The sequence below is a fragment of the Arachidicoccus rhizosphaerae genome, assembly GCF_900107765.1.
GTDB classification, from domain to species: Bacteria; Bacteroidota; Bacteroidia; order Chitinophagales; family Chitinophagaceae; genus Arachidicoccus; species Arachidicoccus rhizosphaerae.
The window spans coordinates 241,732-262,094 of the sequence record NZ_FNQY01000003.1 but is presented as its reverse complement, the minus strand read 5'-3'; the positions used below and the strand labels follow the sequence as shown (position 1 = coordinate 262,094).

The 20,363-nt window shown below is 41.8% G+C and carries 12 protein-coding genes; 3 read left to right on the top strand and 9 right to left on the bottom strand.

All coding sequences use genetic code 11. From position 1 onward, the window contains the following. Positions 1 to 9: 9 nt before the first annotated feature. From BLU80_RS04635 to BLU80_RS04585, 9 genes are all read right to left on the bottom strand, one after another. Positions 10 to 852, bottom strand: coding sequence for an arsenite methyltransferase (locus BLU80_RS04635; RefSeq protein ID WP_091394303.1), 843 nt, complete (start codon positions 850 to 852; stop codon positions 10 to 12). A gap of 31 nt (positions 853 to 883) precedes the next feature. Then, positions 884 to 1,336: an arsenate reductase ArsC gene (locus BLU80_RS04630; RefSeq protein ID WP_091394146.1), complete on the bottom strand. Its 453-nt coding sequence runs from the start codon at positions 1,334 to 1,336 to the stop codon at positions 884 to 886. 54 nt (positions 1,337 to 1,390) lie between these two features. Continuing rightward, a complete protein-coding gene (locus BLU80_RS04625) occupies positions 1,391 to 1,726 on the bottom strand; it encodes an ArsR/SmtB family transcription factor (RefSeq protein WP_091394141.1) in 336 nt (111 codons plus the stop codon). A 543-nt stretch (positions 1,727 to 2,269) separates the two neighbouring features. Continuing rightward, positions 2,270 to 3,610, bottom strand: a complete 1,341-nt coding sequence (gene gdhA, locus BLU80_RS04615) for an NADP-specific glutamate dehydrogenase (protein ID WP_091394135.1) — start codon at positions 3,608 to 3,610, stop codon at positions 2,270 to 2,272. Between the two features lie 563 nt (positions 3,611 to 4,173). Beyond that, positions 4,174 to 5,466, bottom strand: coding sequence for an alpha/beta hydrolase (locus BLU80_RS04610; protein ID WP_091394132.1), 1,293 nt, complete (start codon positions 5,464 to 5,466; stop codon positions 4,174 to 4,176). A 171-nt stretch (positions 5,467 to 5,637) separates the two neighbouring features. After that, entirely contained in the window at positions 5,638 to 7,326 is a 1,689-nt protein-coding gene (locus BLU80_RS04605) for a SusD/RagB family nutrient-binding outer membrane lipoprotein (RefSeq protein ID WP_091394127.1), read from the bottom strand. 21 nt (positions 7,327 to 7,347) lie between these two features. Further along, complete coding sequence (locus BLU80_RS04600; protein ID WP_091394124.1) at positions 7,348 to 10,530, bottom strand: SusC/RagA family TonB-linked outer membrane protein; 3,183 nt, start codon at positions 10,528 to 10,530, stop codon at positions 7,348 to 7,350. Positions 10,531 to 10,973: 443 nt separating this feature from the next. Then, the gene (locus BLU80_RS04595; protein WP_091394120.1) at positions 10,974 to 11,831 is read right to left on the bottom strand and encodes a helix-turn-helix domain-containing protein; all 858 of its coding nucleotides are present in this window, start codon (positions 11,829 to 11,831) and stop codon (positions 10,974 to 10,976) included. Between the two features lie 304 nt (positions 11,832 to 12,135). Next, complete coding sequence (locus BLU80_RS04585) at positions 12,136 to 14,010, bottom strand: MutS-related protein (RefSeq protein ID WP_091394112.1); 1,875 nt, start codon at positions 14,008 to 14,010, stop codon at positions 12,136 to 12,138. A gap of 218 nt (positions 14,011 to 14,228) precedes the next feature. On the opposite strand from BLU80_RS04585, the gene BLU80_RS04580 reads away from it, so the two are divergent. The 3 genes from BLU80_RS04580 (at position 14,229) to BLU80_RS04570 (ending at position 20,311) form a co-directional block, all read left to right on the top strand. Further along, positions 14,229 to 15,857: a carboxylesterase/lipase family protein gene (locus BLU80_RS04580; protein WP_091394108.1), complete on the top strand. Its 1,629-nt coding sequence runs from the start codon at positions 14,229 to 14,231 to the stop codon at positions 15,855 to 15,857. Between the two features lie 221 nt (positions 15,858 to 16,078). Then, positions 16,079 to 17,914: a glutamine--fructose-6-phosphate transaminase (isomerizing) gene (gene glmS / locus BLU80_RS04575; RefSeq protein ID WP_091394105.1), complete on the top strand. Its 1,836-nt coding sequence runs from the start codon at positions 16,079 to 16,081 to the stop codon at positions 17,912 to 17,914. A gap of 186 nt (positions 17,915 to 18,100) precedes the next feature. Further along, positions 18,101 to 20,311: a DUF4954 family protein gene (locus BLU80_RS04570; protein WP_091394300.1), complete on the top strand. Its 2,211-nt coding sequence runs from the start codon at positions 18,101 to 18,103 to the stop codon at positions 20,309 to 20,311. Positions 20,312 to 20,363: the final 52 nt, after the last annotated feature.

Sequence of the window (20,363 nt, the reverse complement as noted above, 5' to 3'; positions counted from 1 at the left end):
AATCAGTGATTAATTACAACAATCCGGACCACAGCAAATCGATTTTTCGGCCTTTTCCGCATACACGGTAATGCTTTGAATGCCCCCTCCTGAAGTTTTAAATTGATTGATTTCTTCCGCAGACAGATACACAGCTAATATATCGTCAGGTATTTCAATGGCCTTTTCCTTTTGAAGCGTGACATTGGTAAATCCATTCTTGGCTATCAATCCGAAGTATTCCTCTTTTTGAATTGCACCAGTGACACATCCGGCATACATCTCGGCTGCCTGCCTTAATGCATTAGGTAACTCTCCTTCCAGCACAATGTCCGATATACTGAAATGACCGCCTGGCTTCAGTACCCGGTATACTTCCCGGAACACACCGTCTTTGTTGGGGACAAGGTTCAGTACACAGTTGCTTACCACTACATCAGCCTTGTCGGCTCCCACAGGCATAGCTTCAATATCTCCTTGACGGAACTCTACGTTGTTATAACCCAGTTTTTCTACATTTTCTCTGGCTTTTTCAATCATTTGCGGCGTAAAATCGATGCCGATTACTTTGCCAGATCCGCCTGTTTCCCTGCGGGCCACAAAACAATCGTTTCCGGCGCCTGAGCCCAGGTCTATAACCGTGTCTCCCTTTTTAATTTGGGCAAATTGAGTAGGCAGGCCGCAGCCTAAACCCAGGTCAGCCTCGGGATTATAACCTTCCAGCTTGCTGTAATCTTCACTCATTATGTTATAAACATCGGTAGAACAGCAGCCAGATCCGCAGCAAGACGCCTGATTCATGGCCTTATCCTGGGAGGCAATTTCCGCATATTTTTGCTTTACCAGCTCCTTTAACTCTTGTTCGTTATTCATGATTTTATTCATTTAAGATGATTAAATAATATTATATCCAAAATTTCACCGCACTGGCTTCCAGTATGAAATCCTCCACTTTCTGCTGTATGGCATTCCTAACCTTCCGGGTTTGTTCCATTATCTGTTCTTTTGTTCCTGCAAATCCGGAAGGGTCGGGAAATGACCAGGCTATGCGCCTAGTTTTACCGGGAAAAACCGGGCATTTTTCGGCGTTCGCCGCATCACATACGGTTATCACGGCGTCATAGTGCTTACCCTGCTGTACCAAGTCAAATGCAGCTTTTGTTTGCTTGCCGCTGATGTCTATTCCACTTTCAGCCATTACTTCAACAACATAGGGATTGAGGTTCCCCGGCTCTATACCAGCGCTTTCCGCTGCAAACTTGTCCTTACCTAATTCATTTAAGAAAGTTTCTGCCATTTGGCTCCGTGCGCTGTTATGTACGCAAACGAAAAGAATTCTGTATTTGTTGTTATTCATTTTTGTCGTTTTATTTGTTTATTGCAATGATACGATTATATAATATAAAAAAAATCAACAACAGTCCTCTCTGGCAAGTTCATTTACGGCTACAAAGAAGTCATTGAAAAACTGCCGGTATTTTTGCCAGACCTTTGGGTCAATACAATAGCAAACGCTTGTACCTTCCACCGTGCCTTGGATAATACCTGCCAGCTTTAGTTCTTTAAGATGCTGCGAGATAGTGGGTTGCGCTAAGCCGAGTTCATCAACTAAACTTCCACAAACACAAGCATTCAATTTCATGAGCTGCTGTAAAATGGCTATACGAGCCGGATGCGCAATAGCTTTAGCCATGCTTGCCAGTTCGTTTTGTTCTTTGGTAAATAAATCCGTTTTCGTCGCTCCCATTTCCTACTAATTTATTGCAATATTACGATTAATAATTTTACTTTGTATGCCTTTCTCGAAAAAAAATAATAAGAAATGACTCCCCAGGCAGAAATGAACACCCAAAATGAACATAAACTCGGGGATTTGAGTGACCAGGAATATCCAAATGTACTCTACGAAAGGTGTGTAAGTGATTGAGTTTTGAAAAATGAATAGCATCCACTGTATATTAGTTAAGTATAGCGTCGGATTAAAATACTGAAAATTCTTTAGTTATTTTCCTTTTTCAGCTTCCACTGTATTTGAATGTCACAAAAATTATTGAGAATGTTTAGTATTCATTTAAAGTTCTTGGTTCTTTTACTAGAAAATCTGTAACCCTTTTCTCCTTTGAGGAAAAATTTATTCCGATAGCAACTTTTTGTCTCGGATCAGTAGTGTATGGCGTTAAATATTGTTTGGACAATATTTGCTCTAGCGTTATACGGAACCGTACGTACGGTGGTGTGAGCGGACAGGTAGCGAACTAATCGCTACCTTCCGACTCGATTAATGTATATATTACACCAGGCCCTGAGCTAGCATTGCATCTGCTACTTTTACAAAGCCAGCGATATTGGCTCCTTTTTCGTAGTTAACGAATCCATCTTCTTCTTTACCGTACTGAATACAACGCTCATGAATTTCATGCATGATCATTTTTAATTTGGCGTCCACTTCTGCCCGGCTCCAGGAATATCGTTGTGAGTTCTGCGACATTTCTAAACCAGAGACTGCGACACCGCCCGCATTGGCTGCTTTTCCGGGTGCATAAAATATTTTTTCTTTGAGGAAAGTGGCTACAGCTCTTGGCGTACAAGGCATATTAGCACCTTCAGCAACACAGATACATCCATTTTTCAATAGTGTTTTAGCATCATTGGCATCCAATTCATTTTGAGTCGCATTTGGAAGGGCTATGTCACATTTTATTTTCCAAGGCCTCTCCCCTTCGAAATATTCACAATTATATTTTATGGCATATTCTTTAATACAACCATGTTCAATATTTTTAAGATGCATTAAGTAAGCGAGTTTTTCTTTGTCGATTCCAGCCGGATCATAAATAAAGCCTTTTGAATCGGACAAGGTTAAAACTTTAGCTCCCAACTCAATGCATTTTTCCGCTGCATACTGAGCAACATTGCCGGAACCAGAGATTGTTACTGTTTTGCCGGACATGGAATCTTTTTTGGTCTTCAAAATTTCTTCAACAAAATATACCAGTCCGTAACCTGTAGCTTCCGGCCTGATCTGACTTCCACCCCATTCGCTGCCTTTACCGGTTAGTACCCCATTAAAAGCGCCAGCAATACGTTTGTATTGACCAAATAAATAACCTATTTCACGACCACCAACACCTATATCTCCAGCAGGTATGTCAGTATCAGCACCAACATGACGATAAAGCTCGGTCATGAAACTCTGGCAGAATTTCATGATTTCATTGTCAGACTTACCCTTTGGATCAAAATCTGATCCTCCTTTGCCCGCTCCCATAGGCAGGCCGGTAAGGCTATTTTTAAATGTCTGTTCGAAAGCCAGAAATTTAAGGACACTTAGGGTAACGGAGGGATGAAAACGCAAACCTCCCTTATAAGGCCCGATTGCACTATTCATCTGAACCCTAAAGCCTCTATTTACCTGTATTTCGCCTTTGTCATCAAGCCAGGGTACCCTAAAAATAATAACGCGTTCCGGTTCTACGATGCGCTCTAATATTTTAGTATTTTTGTATCTGGACTCAGATTCAATAAAAGAAATTAAGGACGTGGCAACTTCTTCAACCGCTTGTAAAAATTCTGGTTCACCAGGATTCTTCTTATGTAAGTTGCTGATAAACAGACTAAGTGTTTCACTCATTTTTCAGATATGCATTGTGATTATTGACAAAAATTGCATTGAAATTAGCAAATAATTCTGCGGGTTCCAACAACGATTGTTAGTAAATACGTCCGGTTGTGCTTCTGCAGGCTACATCACTATTGCTCACCAAAACTGTCGAAAGATGGCCTATTTAAAGTGGGTAAATTGGTTATCTTGTTTGGCAGGAAGTTCTGATACTAATGCCATTATTGTAAGGAACATTGACCTTAATCTTGCTAATTGTTCTGTGATTGTTGTTTACTTCTTCCCGACTGTTGTATTCTATGTACAATTTTTTTTCTTCTATTTGCTTTAAGAATTGTTTCGGGATACACTTTTCTCTATTAAGTAAGCACTCACCAAAACTGAGTTGGCGGATTGCTTTTTAATAAAGATTTTTTTCATGTGTGAGCATTTGGTCAGATAACAACTGAACCTTCAGGAGCTATATCAGTACTCATCGTAGATTTTAAGAGGAACCATGCGCAAAAATTATGAACAATAGGCTGATTTAGGTTTATTATTTCTAATTCAACTTTCAAATACCAATGAGATCGTGATTACTTCTGGTTAATGATCCATTTGGATAAATCAGTTATGACGTAATCAGGTATGTGCTTTTCGCCCTGATAATCTTTGGGACTGGGTATGCCATTACTGGACATAAATAGGTGTGAAAGTCCGGGATAACTTTTATAAGTAAAATTGGACATTCCCTTGGTATTTTGTTTCCAGATATTAAAATCAGTCATTCGGACCTGATAGTCTTTTTCTCCCTGCAGTATTAAAACTGGCAGTCTAAGCCCTGTTATGGTACCTACCTGGTTATAAGATTTCAATGACAGCCAATAGCTGGCAGGCTGATTTAATAATAGCGAATCGAGCGGCGAACGCTCATTAAAAGCCGGACTATGCATATAATGCAATTGACGGGCTGTCATACGTAAGGCTTCATCTTGTTCCTTACCAGGAAACAGGGAATCCAGATATTTGGTTTGTTCCAGGATAATGTCGGAAAGTTTTCTTGCAGGTGCTGCCATCATAACGATGCCACTTATTTTATCCCCAGCTTCTTTGGCAATCCTGGGTGCCAACATTGCTCCCAGGCTATGACCGATTACATAAATTTTGTAATTTCTGAAAGTATCATTGCTGCTAAAGTGCTCAATTATATTGAATACATCAGTGGTTACTTCATCGTCTATTGTATAATCAGCGGGCAATGATCCTGGATTGACAAATGTTCTTTTGTCGTAGCGGTAACTGGCGATACCATTTTTTAGAAGGCCTTCGGCAAGATCCATAAAAGGTTTTATTTGACCCAGGGTTTCATCTCTGTCACCTGGACCGGATCCATGGACCAGAATGACAAGCTTATGTTTGTTGTCACTTTTCGGAATAAGTAAAGTTCCTGGAAGTAAGAGATTGCCGGACTGTATATCATAAGCATTCGGGTTGGTCGCCTGATTATAGGCTTCTTTGTGGGGGGCCATATAAAAACCTGATACTGTAAAATCCTTATTTGTTAGCACTTTTAGGTCCAGATTGCCCTTTTCAAATTGTGAATAAAGAATGATTAATTGATCTTCTTTATAAGGCTGTTGTGAGGTTGATATAATATTTTTAAGGGAACCTAGTTGTTGAACAAGGCCATTTCTAATTTGTTGAAGCATTGATTGAGATACCTTTACTTTAAATAAGGTGTCGCATAGACTCAGCGCTTTTTCATAGCGTTCCTGCATGATATCCTCAACAAACTCTTTTGCAATCTGCTGCTCTTTTGGTTTGGCTGATTGAGCAAAACTCAATATGGGGAAAATGAAGGCAATGGCAAATACTAATTTTAGTTTCATAATACTGAGTTTAGTAAGGAGGTGTCATCTTGATATTATTATCAATAATGGAAGATATATTCAAAGATAGGCGTAAAATCTCATTTTATAGACCTTTATATAAAAAAGGGGTTGCAAACAATCTGAATTGTCTGCAACCCTTTCTGTTTCCCATGAATTTTAAAAAAATGTTTAAGGCTCCGAGAACCAGCTTTCAACCGTATGATAATCGGTAACCTGAGATCCATCCGCATCTACCGCTCCAACTAAGGTTAGTGAAGGGATGTCATACAGGTATTCAGAATTATATCTGGGCCTTGCACGGTAAACGTATTTGCCATTATTATCTACAAATAAGGTGCCTCCTCCCGGTTTAAATCCGGCATATATCTGATTGCCTGTAACCGGATCTTTATCTGTGTAATGATACCTGCGCATATCGGCCCAAGTCTCCTGGAATCCCCATCCAAATAATGCAATATATTTTTGCATCATGATATCTGACAAGGTCAGATCCGAAGAAGCACTTGGAACGATGGCGGAATTATTTAAATAGGCATTTTTACTGTTTGAGGATATGATATGATCTGTTGGGACATTGGTCGCATAATTAGTACTTAACATATCAAAATTAAGGCTAATCGCATTTTTATAAGCGGTCAGCGCACTTCCCTTCTCCCCTTTCTTATAATAAGCCTCGGCTAATAAGAATTGCATTTCCGAAGCGGTCATAATTGGGAACGCTGCATTATCCCTGAATATATACCTGCCGGAATCCGTGGCAGGACTTGATGTGGATAGACCGGATTTACCCCAGAAATTTGCAGGCCACTGATTTGCATCCGGTAAACTTTCATCCAGGTCTTTTCCGATGGTCACTCCATAAAAGGTCCCTTCCTTGTTTTCCCGAATCAGGTACCAGGCCCTTGGATCTTCCACACCAGTAAATATTTGGGGGTTTCGGCCGGATAATAAATCTGCAAAATAAGCGGATTGTCTCATGCTGCCGACATTTCCCCTGAAAGGGCCATAGTAATTAGAGCTGCCTGAAGTTCCGATGGCGGAAAATTTCACGGTAGCATTTTCGTCATTGGTGGAAGCGGCCAGAGTGGCATATTTAATGACAGAGTCAGCGCTGTAACTACTTTTGTTAGACAGGTAAGCATAACTCCTGGCCAAAATACCATAGATGAATTTCTGCCATTTATGAATGTCTCCCTGATTAAAATAGGCATCCGCCGTTTTAAAGGAGCTTGAGCCGCTGCCAGCCTGATTAAATGCAGCCAGGGCATCAAAACATGCTTTTCGGCAGGAATCGTAGGCTAAAGACAAAGAATCATAATTAAAGGTAGACAGGTTAACGTCGAAGGCCTGCTTAATGATGATTGCATTGGCGTACTCATTACCAAGCTCTAACCAGCCCCAGGCCCTGAGTGCTTTCGCACCGCCGACAAAATCCCATTTCTGTTCTGAGCTTGCACGGGAAACAATATAGTTCAGATTTTGCCCGTGGCCAAAATAAAAGGCCGCCCACATGCTCCCAAAGGCATCGCTGGAACCAAGAACTCCGCCCATCTGATCAAATTGTGTACCTCCATTGTCGGTTGCTGTGGCCGCATAGTTGTTCCAGTATTGGACATACCGCCCGATGTAAGTGCCATCTCCGGCAATGCCATAAGCAGACCCTGCAGCTGCAGAACTGCCGATTATGCTACCTATCAGGCCGGGGAATATATTCTCCACAGGCTCATCTGGTGGTGAATTAGGGTTTTTATAAGCTTCATCCAATTTTTTGGAACAGGATGATAGTGCGAGGACTGCCGCGGTAATAGCCAGCAAGGACAGCCGGACGGAGATTTTTATATTGGGTAATATTTTCATGATTGTAATTTTAAACTGGATTTAAAAATTAGCCTTGAGGCCAAAATTATATGAAACTGGAGCGGCCACATTGCCGTAATCCATGCCAAAGCCTCCTACCCCAACAGAGCCGGCTGTAGTTCCACTTACATTTGGATCTGCCCCTTTGTAGTTGGTAAATAGAACTAAATCATTGCCCGTAAAAAAGAAACTCAAGGACTTAAATACCTTCCATTTGTCAATTAGGGTTTGCGGTATCTGATACGTCAGCGTGACATCTCTTAATCTAAATGCATTGATGTCCTTTTGGATAAAGACTTCATCGGGAAAGCCCTTGGTCTCTGAGTAATAAGTACTAGCTACCTCATTAGGGATAAAGGAGATGGTATTTTTGGTAGGATTGGCCGTATTCTCATTGCCATCCTGCAATACCCCTTCAATAACCGTCGACTTCATGCGGTCTTTGGTGAGCTGACTTTTACCCATATAGGTCAGATACTGTTCAGTCGCATTATAAATATCTCCTCCTACCCTTAAGTCCCATAAAAAGCTTAACTGCCAGTTTTTATAACGGAAGGTGTTATTGGTCCCTAAAGTGAAGTCCGGGTTTCTGTCTCCGATCGGGCTAAAGCTAGTATTGACAACAGGCATACCCGTTTCAGGACTGATCAAAATCTGACCGTTGTTATTTCTTTCAAAAGAATAACCTGTCAGTTCTGTTGTCGGATAGCCTCTTACAAACCCTCCCCTTGTGTTTAGATAAATCCAGGTATCAGAAATATAATAATCATTTTTATCAGCAATAGATGCCGGGATATCCAGCACTTTGCTCCACATGTGGTTAAAATTGAATTCGATATCCCAGTTAAAGTCTTTTTTACGGACCGGATTGATATTCATCGTGATTTCTATACCCTGGTTACGGGATTCAGTTGCATTCTGCGTATTGAGGATATATCCTGTACCATAGCTGGCTCTATATCCTACACTGATCTGATCCAGGTTATGGGTATTATAATATGCCGCTTCCAGAGAAATTCTGTTATCCAGCAGACGTGTTTCTAAACCCATTTCATAAGTTTTCTGCTTTTCTGGAACCAGATTGGGGTTATTATTATAGTAGGAATAGGAATAAGCCGGAATGTCTGAGCTCGCATAGTTATCGACAAATACCGCCTGGTTCAGGTAAGGTGGCATGAGTCTGGCTGTTTGTGCTCTTGAAGCTCGCAGTTTTAAGTAATTTAAGAAATTGCCTTTAATGCCAGGAATTATGTCGCTTAAGATGGCGCTGAAGCTGATACCCGGGTAATTATAGCTTCTTTTATCCGGAGCAAAAACAGAAGCCTGTTCAAACCTATGGGTATAGGAAAGGAACAAAACATTGTTATAGCTGACGGCTGCTTCACCAAAATAGGCAACCTGACGTGTAATGCTCTCATTGGGTAAGCCTTCCTTATTGCGGGCCAGTCTGGAAGAGACCATGCCAATATTGCTGCTGTCGGTGCTATGAGAAAGTTTATTGTCGGCGTCCAGTAGCTGTGATCCTGCCAGCGCATATTCTCTGGTTTGATAATCCTGCCACATGGTTCCTACCATTGCTCTGAGACCAAATTTTCCGACTTTTTTGGTGGCAGTCGCTGTAATCGTATGATTGTATCCTTTATAATTCAGGTAATAGTTACTCAAAAAACCTTGTGAGGCAGCGGTTAATGTGCTGGATTGCGGATCGGTTAAAGAATAGCCATCCTGGTCATAGGTGTCGTAGCCAAATCTGCCGGCGATGGTCAGCCAGTCTACCGGTTTTAGATCAATGCCTAAAGTGGCGATCCACCTGGAGACATTATCCTGGCCATAATTACGGTAGGCGCTAAAAAATGGATTATTTAATACTTCAGAATTTGGATCATCTGCGTAAAGTAACCTTTTATTCCCCTCTGCGTCCTGATAATTAGACGCATTATCAATGGTTGGCCATGCGTAAAGGTCTAAAATATATCCGCCTGCCCCTCTTGTTGGTTTGAGGTTTTCAGAATTAATATAACTGATGGAAGGGCTGATGACCAATTTGCCGTCCCATAGTTTCGTGTTATTGGACAATTTAAAATTGTAACGTCTATACTTATTATTAGGGATAACGCCACTATTATTAAAATAGGATCCGGTGAGCCGGAATCCGACATTTTTGGTACCCATATCAGCCGCTACATTTTGAGTATTGGCAAAACCAGTACGGAAAAAGGAAGAAATATTGTCGTATTTCTGGGTGCCTGCCGCATAGGCTGGACCAAAATATAAAAATGCTTCTGAGGGTATATTAGTGGCTTCCCCATTTTTACCCTGCCCATATTCATCCAGCACTTCAGGGAAACGGGTTATTTTATTAAAACGGAAGCTATTGTCATAACTGACATGAACCTGACCGTTCATGCCTGGTTTCTTGGTCGTTATGATAATGGCTCCGGAGCTTGCCTGACTCCCATAAAGGGCAGTTGCTTCCGGTCCTTTCAGAATAGTAATAGAAGCAATATCGCTCGGATTGATATCTGAGATTCTGTTGGCGTAGTCACTGGTTCTGTTTGGACGGTCATCTGCCAGACCAATGCCGGAGCCACCGTTGGACGTCTCGTTAAAAGTTGTATTGTCAATGATAATCCCGTCCACCACAAATAAAGGTTGGTTATTCAGGGAGGCGGAATTAAAGCCACGAAGTACGATTTGAGAGGAAGCGCCAGCCTGTCCGCTGGTCGGGTTAATCGTAACCCCTGCTGCCCTACCCTGCAATGCATTGACAAAGTTTTCTCTTTGCGTCTGCTGGATGTCATCTCCTTTTATGGTTTGCACGGAATAACCCAATTCTCTGGAATTTCTTTTAATATCCATGGCCGTGACGACCACGTCTTTTAGGTTATTATCGGCGCTGGCCTGCAAGGTGATTTGGTAGTTTAATTGGCTGCCCACTGTAATTTGGGTGGAGATATAACCAATATGGGTAAATACCAATACGTCTCCCGTTTGGGCTTTAATGGAAAACGTTCCCGTCTTATCAGTTAATGAAGCTTGTTTGGTACCGGCCAGTTGAACCGTAACACCTACAAGGGCAGCACCTGAACTGTCCTGAACCTGACCTGACACGGTTTGTTGCTGTGCCATGATATTACTGGTCAGACAAATACCGATCAGCGTAATCCAGATGCTTAACCGGTTAAAAATGATCTTTTTTCGCATAGGGGAAATATTATAGGATTTACATATAGACTTGTAAGGAAATCATTCAAGAATTAGCCTGTGCTATTATTCTCTTGGGACAAAAATTACCTGGCTCTGCCAAACGATCTCGCTGAATTACAATCAATCTTATATCAGTTATTCGGATTCAGTTTTAAATCACAAACACTTTCAAACCAATAAATTCCTGGCGGAACAATTTGAGGTGTTTTGCCTGTTATCCAATGCTGTTTTTTTGTGTTTATAGGTTAAAGTAATGATTACAAAATCCCGTACATTGCCAATAAAATATTAAGATTTTATGAAAAACCTTAACTTTTGTAGTACATAATTACAATAATATTTTGAGAATTATACTGATTTCAGATGAATATTTTTTTAATTCATATCTTTTTTTTGCATTTGAATTTGTTTCCGGAATTACTTAAATGTCCTTAATTTGATTATATGTAGAATTTATTAATACCATTTTCTCCCAAAACAATTTTATTATCTTTTACTTGCGAAGGATTAAAGCCGAAATACTTTTTAAATGCAAAACAGAAATTACTTTCTGAACCAAAGCCCAGCAGGAAATATATTTCCCTTGAACGCTTCCCCTTTTCACTGATCATATAATAGGCATTTTGCATTCGCTTTTCCACCAGCCACTTTTTTGGAGGCATTTTGAAGGTTTTAATAAAGTCTCTCTTAAAGGTTGAAATACTCCTGCCGGACATATAGGCAAACGCTTTTAAGGAAACATTAAACATGAAATTGTTTTGCATAAAATCATCAAATACTTTCCTGGTCGGTTGGTTAAAGTCAAACAAGGCGTTTTTAAGCTGCGGGTGTTGCTCCAAAACGATCATGGCCGCCTTTTCCATTTTGGCCAGTGTGGCGTCTGGGTCCACAGTCATGGTGTTACTTTCATTGTTAATAAATGAAGCAAAGATTTCCTGCATGGACAGGTTATTTTTGATCATAATAACGCCTGCTTGTTTTTCCATCCAGGTACTGCGGAGCTTTTTTTCCCGGGCGATTTTTTTCAGCAGTTGTTCATCTAGCTCCATCCGGATAAACTTGCATGGCGTGTCTCTGTCTTGGGGGATTTTTTGATATTTCAGAAATTGGTTTTTGTAACAATACCAATAATCCCCCTCCTTACAGATATATTCCTTTTTATTGTCTAGAAACTTAATGGTGCCAGATATAAGGTGATAAATGACATGTTCCGAATGTAGTTGATCTTTATGATCTTCTCTGAGGTAGTGGCAATGAATTTGAATCTGTTGTTTTGCAATGAATTTTTTAGGTAGCATGTTTGATCAATAGGCTATTTATAGGAATTGAATTTTATGGTTTCATTCCTGGTGAGCAAATCAAATATGGAGTGGCTTTTAAACGACAATTACTTCAATTATATGTACTTGAAGTAGTTATGAGGGTGAAATTACGAAATTTTATTTTATTTGTTGCAATGACAGGTACAAAAAATAAAATACTTACTGATAAGCCGCTGTACAAAAGGTTGTAATAGGGCCAATGCTCAGGCCTGCCACAAGTTCCTTGGCGTCTGTGTCTGAATAGACACAGAAATTAATGTAATGCCGCCGGTTGTTTTCTTTATATAATGCCCATTTGTTTCATGAGCGTGGAGGCATTCATATTCTGGCAAACGCCATCGCGGTACTGATAGCTGAAAATCATTTTATCTCCCTGCATATCGATTTCAAAAGCTATGTTTTTAATATGATCCGGATAGCTGGCAGCCAGATTAGTAAGCTCTATGTCATGGGTGGCAATCAGTCCTCTGCCATTATTTTGAATAATATTTTTAATCAGGGCCGCGGAACCCAGGTGCTGATCTCTGGAGTTTGTACCTTTTAAGATCTCATCCAGCATAATATAAATAGATTTGCCTGATTTGATCTGATCCATAATCCATCTGAGCTTTTTAAGCTCGGCATAGAAAAAAGAGGTATGGGTAAATAAAGAATCATTGGTCCGCATGCTGGTGTATAAAGCAACCGGCGTCAGACGCATTGCCTCGGCTGCTACATTGGCGCCTGCCATGGCTAGTACCATATTTAATCCCACCATTCTAAGAAAAGTGCTTTTGCCGGCCATATTAGCCCCTGTAATTAAATAAAGATTAAGCAGGGCTCCCTGATGCAGGCTATTGGCAATGGAGGCTTCCGGGAAGAGCAAAGGGTGTCTTCCTGAGGTAATATCCAGGGTAAATTCCTGTTCATTGCCTGGAGACCTGTCTACAATTTCCGGACGGACATAATCCGGGTGGTTAAAGTTAAAGATAGACAGGCTGATTAAGGCGTCCAGTTCACTGCTGATCTTTATCCATTCTCCAAACTGGCCTTTAAATATCTGCTTCCATTGCTCTATACGGTAAAGACAGTTAAGGTCCCACAGGAGCAGGCCGTTTAATATAATGTTCATCAGAAAATTAAGGCGGTTATCCAGGGCGGCAATTAACCGGATAAACTTTTTAAACCCTCCTGTGCCTTGTTGTTGAAGATGGAGCTTTTCCTTTAATGTCTCCAGCGCAGGCTGTTCAAAGGGTTGGTTCATAAAAAGTGCGACCAGCTCATGATACTTTTTAAGCGTATCCGCTCTTTTGCTGATTAACTGATGGCTTTCATTAATCACCTTTGACTGCCTGCCAGTAATGCCCAGTAAAATAAGTGAGAGGCCGATAGCAGGCCAGGCAGGTATCGGACCAAAAATATAAAGCAGCCAGGCAAGGAGAGTGAATACCGGCAATACCGTAATCAAAAGTTTCCATTGCTTACTCGGATAATATACCGGCGGCATTTCCAGCCAGGTTTCGATATTTTCCTGGTCTTGCTTATCTTCCTGGTTCAATGAACCGGTAATCAGAAATTGCTGGCACCACTTTGGCAGATCCTGGATAGCCTTCACCATAGATTGTCGCCCCCTGATGAGGGTACTATCCTGCTCGGGACTGGCCAGATAAGCGGCCAGCGTGTTTTTACCTCCAACAGTCACCGTTCTATTGATTCTTTGAAAGAGCGAGCGGCTTCCAAATAAATCCAGATCGAAGGCAAACGGATGATCTGAACCCACCATACCCGCTCCCCCGTCAAATGCTTCAAACCGGCCTTTGAGGCCTTCGAGTTCCTGCTCATTGAATCTTTTACGGTTGGATTCAAAAGTCTCCTTTTGTTGTAAATCACCTGATCTGCGTAGTAGCAGAATAAAAGTAATCAGTAATATGATTAGGGCAAGCCACCAGGCGGCAGCGCCGAAAGTTCTGAATAAACGGTAAATACAAAGTATAATGGCGATGCCTGTGATAAGCCTGCCCGTTGCTACCAGACGGATTTGCTTTTGTAACTCCTTTAATAATTGGTTGCTTTCGGAAAGTTCAGTCAGGTAAAAGGCTGCCGGCTTCTCTGAAGCGTGTTGCGCATCAGCGCTGGCAGGTGTCGAGATATTTATGGTCGGATCTGTGAGTGCCATAACTTTATTGTGGTCTAGCCAGGGTTAATAAAAATGCTTGTCTGTTGCTTTTGGGATGAAGTTAAGCTGTCTTTTACAAAGAAAGGCATTCCCTGGCAGATTTACCAGATTCCAAGGCTCAATTTGCACAAGCTTGTTAATGCCGGGGGCCATTATACTGGGTTGGGGAGAGTTTTTTATCTTTAAAGCTGATTGATCAATTATAAACTTCTACTTTAATGATTCTACGAAAGCATAACAGGCGGACTCAGGAACCTAAAACCGTTGAGCTGTCCGGTTTATCTATAGCGGTAATGGGCATGTTGATTTTTGTAATCATGCCTGTTCTGAACGGACTGCGGGCTCAGAAGGTATACTCATATAAGGTTAGCAGTATGTCAAAAGTCCGGATAAAACGGCCGCCGCCTCCTACACCTGCAGTTAAAACCTTAAACGGATATATAAAAGGTATTTACAAACAGCGTAGCTATGTTTTTATGGGAATCCCTTATAGTGCGCCCAGAACCGGGGCAGCCAGATTCAAAGCACCGGTAGCGCATGATAACTGGACCGATACATTAGACTGTATGGGTTTCAGGTCCGAGTCAGCCCAGCCCGGATCCGGTCAGGCGCCGCTCAGGGGCAGTGAAGATGGCCTGTTTTTAAATGTATATACACCTTCCTTGGCACCTAAAGCAAAGATGCCGGTCCTTGTCTGGGTCCATGGCGGCTCCATGGTTTCTGGTTCAGGCGATGGCATGAACGGGAATGCCTTTTCTGATCAGGATTCGATTGTAACCATCACGCTTAATTACCGCTTAGGGGTCTTTGGTTTTATGTATATGGGTGATCTGGGACCCCAATATAAGAGCTCGGGCAATAATGGACTCCTGGATGTGATTCAGGCATTAAAATGGATCCGGTCCAATATAGCCAGATTCGGAGGTGATCCATCTAAAGTGACAGTGATGGGAGAATCTGCCGGCGCTAAATTAACCAGTGCTTTAATAGCCACTCCAAGGGCTGAAGGTCTCTATTCAGGGATTATTTTAGAGAGCGGAGGTTTTCAGTGTATCCGGGACTCGATAACTGCTAAAAGGATTCGCGGCCGGGTAATGGACAAGTTAGGTATTACAGACCCCAGGGAGCTGTTCAATATTTCCACGCAAAAATTGATTCAGGCCGAAGCGGAAGTTCTGGGCGGCGCGCAGGGCACTAATTATTTTGGTCCCGTGATGGATGGGCAGGTGATCCAGGGGAATCCTTATTTATATGTCAAAAAACAAGGCCGCAATATGGTCCATTATCTGATTGGCGCTAATGAAAATGAGAGTAAGATTTTTATGGATATGGATAAAAGACTATATCATCCGGACTCCACAGTCATATATGATTGGTTTGGCATAAATTATCCTTATTGCCTGTCAGATATCCGAAAAGCCCGGCGGGGATTAAAGCCCGGATCTGCTGCTGATAGCCTGGCCGTGGCCGCCGTATTATCCCAATACATGTATCAAATGCATGCCAGCCGCCTGGCTGATACCCTGTCCATAGCCGGACGATCTGTCTGGATGTACCGGTTTACATATCCGCCGGCCCATCACGCATCCGAACTGCGTTATGTCTGGTATGATCAGGCAAGAGATCATATGAACGCAAAAGACAAGGCCTTCGCCCAGGTTGTTCATCGTTATTGGGTAAATTTTATAAGGACCGGACGGCCAGGAATTGTTCAAAATATCAATTGGGGCTCCTATTCCCATGCCAATCAAAATATTATGGTATTGAATACGAACTATTGTTTGCAAAAATTTAGGAAATTATTTAACAATCTTAATCAACCTTCTGCTTGTTTTTTGTTGAAGTAGCCACCAGCAAATAATGATAGGTGTTAATGTCTGAAATAATTGATTTACTGGTTTTTAAGTTAGCAAGGATCAAAACTTTCCTGATTGATTTTCGGCGATTTTTTCTCAGATAACAAATAATTGTTATCCAAAAAACACTGATATTTAATATAGGATTTTTCACGCAAACGATTGATTTCAGTTACATTTGCATTCCATTAAACTACTAAAAGATATTATTTATGTGTGGAATTGTAGGTTACGTAGGGTCCAGACAGGCATATCCTGTTGTCATCAAAGGACTAAAGCGTCTTGAATACCGCGGTTATGACAGTGCGGGTATCGCACTGCTAAACGGAGGTATTAAGCTGTATAAAAAACAGGGAAAAGTAGCAGACCTGGAAAATTATACCATCGGCAAATCACTGGAAGGCACGACCGCTATCGGCCATACCAGATGGGCCACCCATGGTGAACCCAGTGATGCAAATGCACACCCACATTTATCTGGCAGTGGTGAACTGGCCATGATTCATAATGGGATTATAGAAAACTATGCATCCTTAAAGGCAGATTTACTTCAGAAAGGATATCGTTTCAAAAGCGATACGGATACAGAAGTACTGCTGAATTTTATTGAAGATATCTATAAAAATAATGGAGGTAATTTAGAAGAAGCCCTGCGTATTGCGCTTAAAAGAGTGGTAGGTGCCTATTGTATCTTATTGATTGAAACGAAAAATCCGGATACCATCATTGCGGCCAGAAAAGGCAGTCCGCTGGTAATCGGTATTGGTAAAAATGAGCATTTCCTGGCCTCTGATGCGACTCCTATTGTGGAATATACAAAGGAAGTGGTGTATGTCAATGATTATGAGATTGCCATCGTTAAACCCGATGAACTGATTTTGAAGAATCTGGGTAATGAAAAGCAAACGCCATTTATCACCAAGTTAGACCTTGAACTGGATACTATTGAAAAGGGCGGTTATGATCATTTTATGCTTAAGGAAATCTTTGAACAGCCCAAAACCATTTTAGATTGCCTGAGAGGCAGACTCAATGCGGAGAAAGGTACTATTCAGGTCAGTGGTATTGAAAATTATCTGGAAGAAATCTCTCGTGCCAACCGTATTATTATTATTGCCTGCGGCACCAGCTGGCATGCCGGCCTTGTGGCAGAATATATTATTGAAGAGACTTGCAGGATCCCAGTGGAAGTTGAATACGCTTCTGAGTTCCGTTACCGCAATCCGATTGTGCATAACGGAGATATGATTATCGCCATTTCACAAAGTGGTGAGACCGCGGATACTATTGTAGCCATTGAAAAGGCTAAGGAGCAGGGCGCCATAATCATGGGCATAGTCAATGTGGTAGGCTCTTCCATTTCCCGGATTTCTCAGACAGGAGCCTATACCCACTCTGGCCCGGAAATCGGTGTGGCCAGTACCAAGGCTTTTACAGGACAATTGGCGGCACTCATGCTTGTGGCCTTTAAAATTGCCCGTCATCGTCAAACAATTACTGAAGAACGTTTCAAGGAACTTTGTTCTGAGCTGGCCCTCGTGCCTGGTAAGGTAGAAAAAATCCTGGAACAAAATGAGTCTATCAAAAAGATTGCAGAAAGTCTGAAAGATAGTTCCGATGCCTTGTTTTTAGGAAGAGGTTATAATTTCCCTATTGCACTGGAAGGAGCCTTGAAGTTAAAGGAGATCTCATATATCCATGCAGAAGGCTATCCTGCAGCAGAAATGAAGCACGGTCCGATTGCGCTGGTGGATGAAAATCTTCCGGTCATCTTTGTGGCCACTAAGGATGTCTACCATGAAAAGATTGTCAGCAATATGCAGGAAATTAAAGCGAGAAAAGGCCAGGTCATTGCAGTCATTAACGAAGGAGATCTGGTGACACCGGCCATCGCAGACAGCGTCATTACGATTCCTGAGGCTGATGAAATTATTGCGCCTATTTTAAATGTAATACCCTTACAGCTACTCTCCTACCATATTGGTATTGCCAGAGGATGTAATGTGGATATGCCAAGAAATCTGGCAAAATCTGTGACGGTGGAATAAGTCGTAACATCAAATTCTATCTGTCCAACAAAAATATCAGGATTATCCCTGGCTGGCTGCTGGGCCAGCCAGGGAATTAATCTTAACCCGATTGATCGCTAAATCTGTTTGCTTTATCTTTTAGGAAGCAGATTTGCCCGTTACCTGGGTTATCTCTCCGGATTTTCTAACATAAACCTGCACCAGATGAATAATATTACCCGATTACCCCTGGATTCTCTAGGGTATGATTTTATAAAGAAACAATACCTGCCAAAAGGAAAGGATGAGTATTATCTACGCAACCTTCAAAACAGAAATGGTACAAAATATCGTCAGCTCTCCGCCTTTGAGATTGAAGTGCTGGTGAGGAACAGAAATACCAGTGATAACTGGAATAATATCCTCGTTTCTGACAACTTTAATCCTGAGCTTGTTAAGAACTGCAAGTTTTACGGGCTGGTACGTATTGGCAAGCTGGAACCATTCTTCTTAAGTTTCAGTGATCTCAAAGTGGCCGTTGGGTTATATGATTCAACGATTATCTCCAGCGATATTGGTGATAACAGTGTCATCAACAACGTTCATTATCTCTCCCATTATATAATCGGTCAGGAAGTCATTCTGACTAATATCAATGAAATCCAGACGACAGATATCTGTAAATTTGGTAATGGTATTATTAAAGAAGGCGAACAGGAATCTGTAAGGATCTGGCTGGAGCTCTGTAATGAAAACGGAGGCAGAAAGATACTTCCATTTAACGGCATGTTACCGGGGGATGCCTGGCTGTGGAGCAAATACCGTGATGATGAGGCCTTATTGGAAGGCTTTAAACAACTCACGGAAACTGAATTTAAAACTGCCCGGGGCTTTTATGGAAAAATCGGAGACAGAACCGTCATTAAGAACTCCAATATTATTAAGGACGTCTGGATTGGATCCGATGCCTATATTAAAGGAGCCAATAAACTGAAAAACCTGACCATTAATTCCGGAGAGGAAGGGAGAACTCAGATCGGGGAAGGCTGTGAGCTCGTCAACGGAAGCGTAGGCTATGGCAGTCGTATCTTCTATGGGGTGAAAGCCGTCCGCTTTGTGACCGCCTCCCATACGCAGTTAAAATATGGCGCCCGTCTCATTAACTCCTATCTGGGGAGTAATGCCACGATCTCTTGCTGTGAGGTCCTTAACTCCCTGATTTTCCCGGGGCATGAACAGCACCATAATAACTCCTTTTTATGCGCGGCTACCGTCATGGGGCAAAGCAATATTCCAGCGGGAGCCACCATTGGTTCCAATCACAACTCCAGGGGAGCTGATGGTGAGATTGTAGCGGGTAGAGGCTTCTGGCCGGCCTTATGTGTCTCCTTAAAGCATAATTGTAAGTTCGCAAGCTTTACGATGCTAGCCAAGGGAGATTATAATTATGAGCTGAATATTCCTTTCCCTTTTTCTTTAATCAGTATTCATCCCATCACCAATGCGCTGGTTATCATGCCAGGCTATTGGTTTATGTATAATATGTATGCACTGAAAAGAAATGCATGGAAATATGGCGATCGGGATCAGCGTAAAGAAAAGGCCCAGCATCTGGAATTTGATTTCCTGGCACCGGATACGATCTGGGAAATGATGGAATCCATCCGACTTTTGGAAAAATACACGGGTCTGGCTTATTTTAAGAGCCAGTCGCCTCAGGGCCAGCCTTTTAAAGAGCCTGACCTGGATACCTTAATTCAGAAAGGGAAGGAACTCCTTTCAGATCCTGATTCGCCTGTAGAATCGCTGACCATCCTTGCCAGCGGTATTGAAAATAGCAAAAGGAATGTAGAAATCATTAAAGTGCGGCATGCGTACCGCTGTTATAATGATATGGTTCGTCTTTATGGTTATCAGGCCTTATTTTCCGAACAAAGGTTGAATGAAGTTAAACACCTGAAAGGATTACTGGAAAATTTACCGACCAGTCCCAAAAGACAGCCATGGCTTAATGTGGGCGGACAGTTGATTTTAGAAAAAAATGTAGAAACTTTAAAAGACAGGGTCCGTAACCGTAAGATCCAGAGCTGGGATCAGCTCCATGAGTTTTATAAAACGCAGGGAGATAAATATGAAGAACAAAAAAGAACCGATGCGCTGGCCGTCTTAAGCGAGGTGTTAGCCCTGAATCCGGCAACGCTCAGCAAAGACCAGCTTACCGGTCTGGCCGAGGATTATCTTCGGATTCAAAAGTGGATGGTGGATCAGATCGTTATCTCCCGGAAAAAGGATTATACCAATGCCTACCGAAAGATGATGTATGAGAATGAAAAAGAGATGGAAGCAGTCGTAGGTAAGTTTTCTGATAACAGTTTTATCAAGGATCAGAAAAAGACGCTGAAAAAACTTACAGAGCAGCTGAGTCGTTTTGTGTAGCATTTCAGGGGAAATATTCAGAGATAAATAAAAGAGCCGTCCGGATTTTAAG

Coding starts and splice junctions, on each gene's coding strand:
- BLU80_RS04635 (WP_091394303.1), bottom strand. CDS start 852: ATGAATAACGAACAAGAGTTAAAGGAGCTGGTAAAGCAAAAATATGCG.
- BLU80_RS04630 (WP_091394146.1), bottom strand. CDS start 1,336: ATGAATAACAACAAATACAGAATTCTTTTCGTTTGCGTACATAACAGC.
- BLU80_RS04625 (WP_091394141.1), bottom strand. CDS start 1,726: ATGGGAGCGACGAAAACGGATTTATTTACCAAAGAACAAAACGAACTG.
- gdhA (WP_091394135.1), bottom strand. CDS start 3,610: ATGAGTGAAACACTTAGTCTGTTTATCAGCAACTTACATAAGAAGAAT.
- BLU80_RS04610 (WP_091394132.1), bottom strand. CDS start 5,466: ATGAAACTAAAATTAGTATTTGCCATTGCCTTCATTTTCCCCATATTG.
- BLU80_RS04605 (WP_091394127.1), bottom strand. CDS start 7,326: ATGAAAATATTACCCAATATAAAAATCTCCGTCCGGCTGTCCTTGCTG.
- BLU80_RS04600 (WP_091394124.1), bottom strand. CDS start 10,530: ATGCGAAAAAAGATCATTTTTAACCGGTTAAGCATCTGGATTACGCTG.
- BLU80_RS04595 (WP_091394120.1), bottom strand. CDS start 11,831: ATGCTACCTAAAAAATTCATTGCAAAACAACAGATTCAAATTCATTGC.
- BLU80_RS04585 (WP_091394112.1), bottom strand. CDS start 14,010: ATGGCACTCACAGATCCGACCATAAATATCTCGACACCTGCCAGCGCT.
- BLU80_RS04580 (WP_091394108.1), top strand. CDS start 14,229: ATGATTCTACGAAAGCATAACAGGCGGACTCAGGAACCTAAAACCGTT.
- glmS (WP_091394105.1), top strand. CDS start 16,079: ATGTGTGGAATTGTAGGTTACGTAGGGTCCAGACAGGCATATCCTGTT.
- BLU80_RS04570 (WP_091394300.1), top strand. CDS start 18,101: ATGAATAATATTACCCGATTACCCCTGGATTCTCTAGGGTATGATTTT.